This window comes from Lysinibacillus sp. 10T31, from assembly GCF_056394365.1.
On the sequence record NZ_JBFTHS010000250.1, the window covers coordinates 1 to 388 of the forward strand.

General features: G+C 50.8%; 1 protein-coding gene. It reads right to left on the reverse strand.

The features are described 5' to 3' along the window. Positions 1 to 46 precede the first annotated feature (46 nt). Positions 47 to 388 (reverse strand): con-10 family general stress protein (locus AC1DCY_RS27885; RefSeq protein ID WP_477356081.1); only part of this gene is annotated, 342 nt, incomplete at its 5' end.

The window sequence follows — 388 nt, forward strand, 5'->3', positions numbered from 1 at the left end:
TTGGTACGGAGCGCACCTTCACAGTGCGCCCCATACCACTGATCAGCTATTGGCCGCGGCCACCACCGGGTGTTGGATGACCACCTTTTTTACTCGTGTCGGGAGCCTTGCTGGGGTTTTTTCTCATAGCCTCATCGCTGGAGGCATGCCCGCCTTTTTTTTGGGCGTCAGTTTTTTCACGATCTTTGGAGAGGCTTCCTGGGTTCGACTTACCAATATTAGCCATGATTCTCTTCCTCAGTTCAGTCGCGGATGCAACAAAATGTCGTATCCACATAGAGTGAGAAACACTGAATGCGTCAAAGTTTATTAAGAATTTCAGTGCCTGACCGACGGTAGCCCTGGCTGCATTTCGAGTGTCGAGCGCACAAAGCAAATAGTCGTGCGT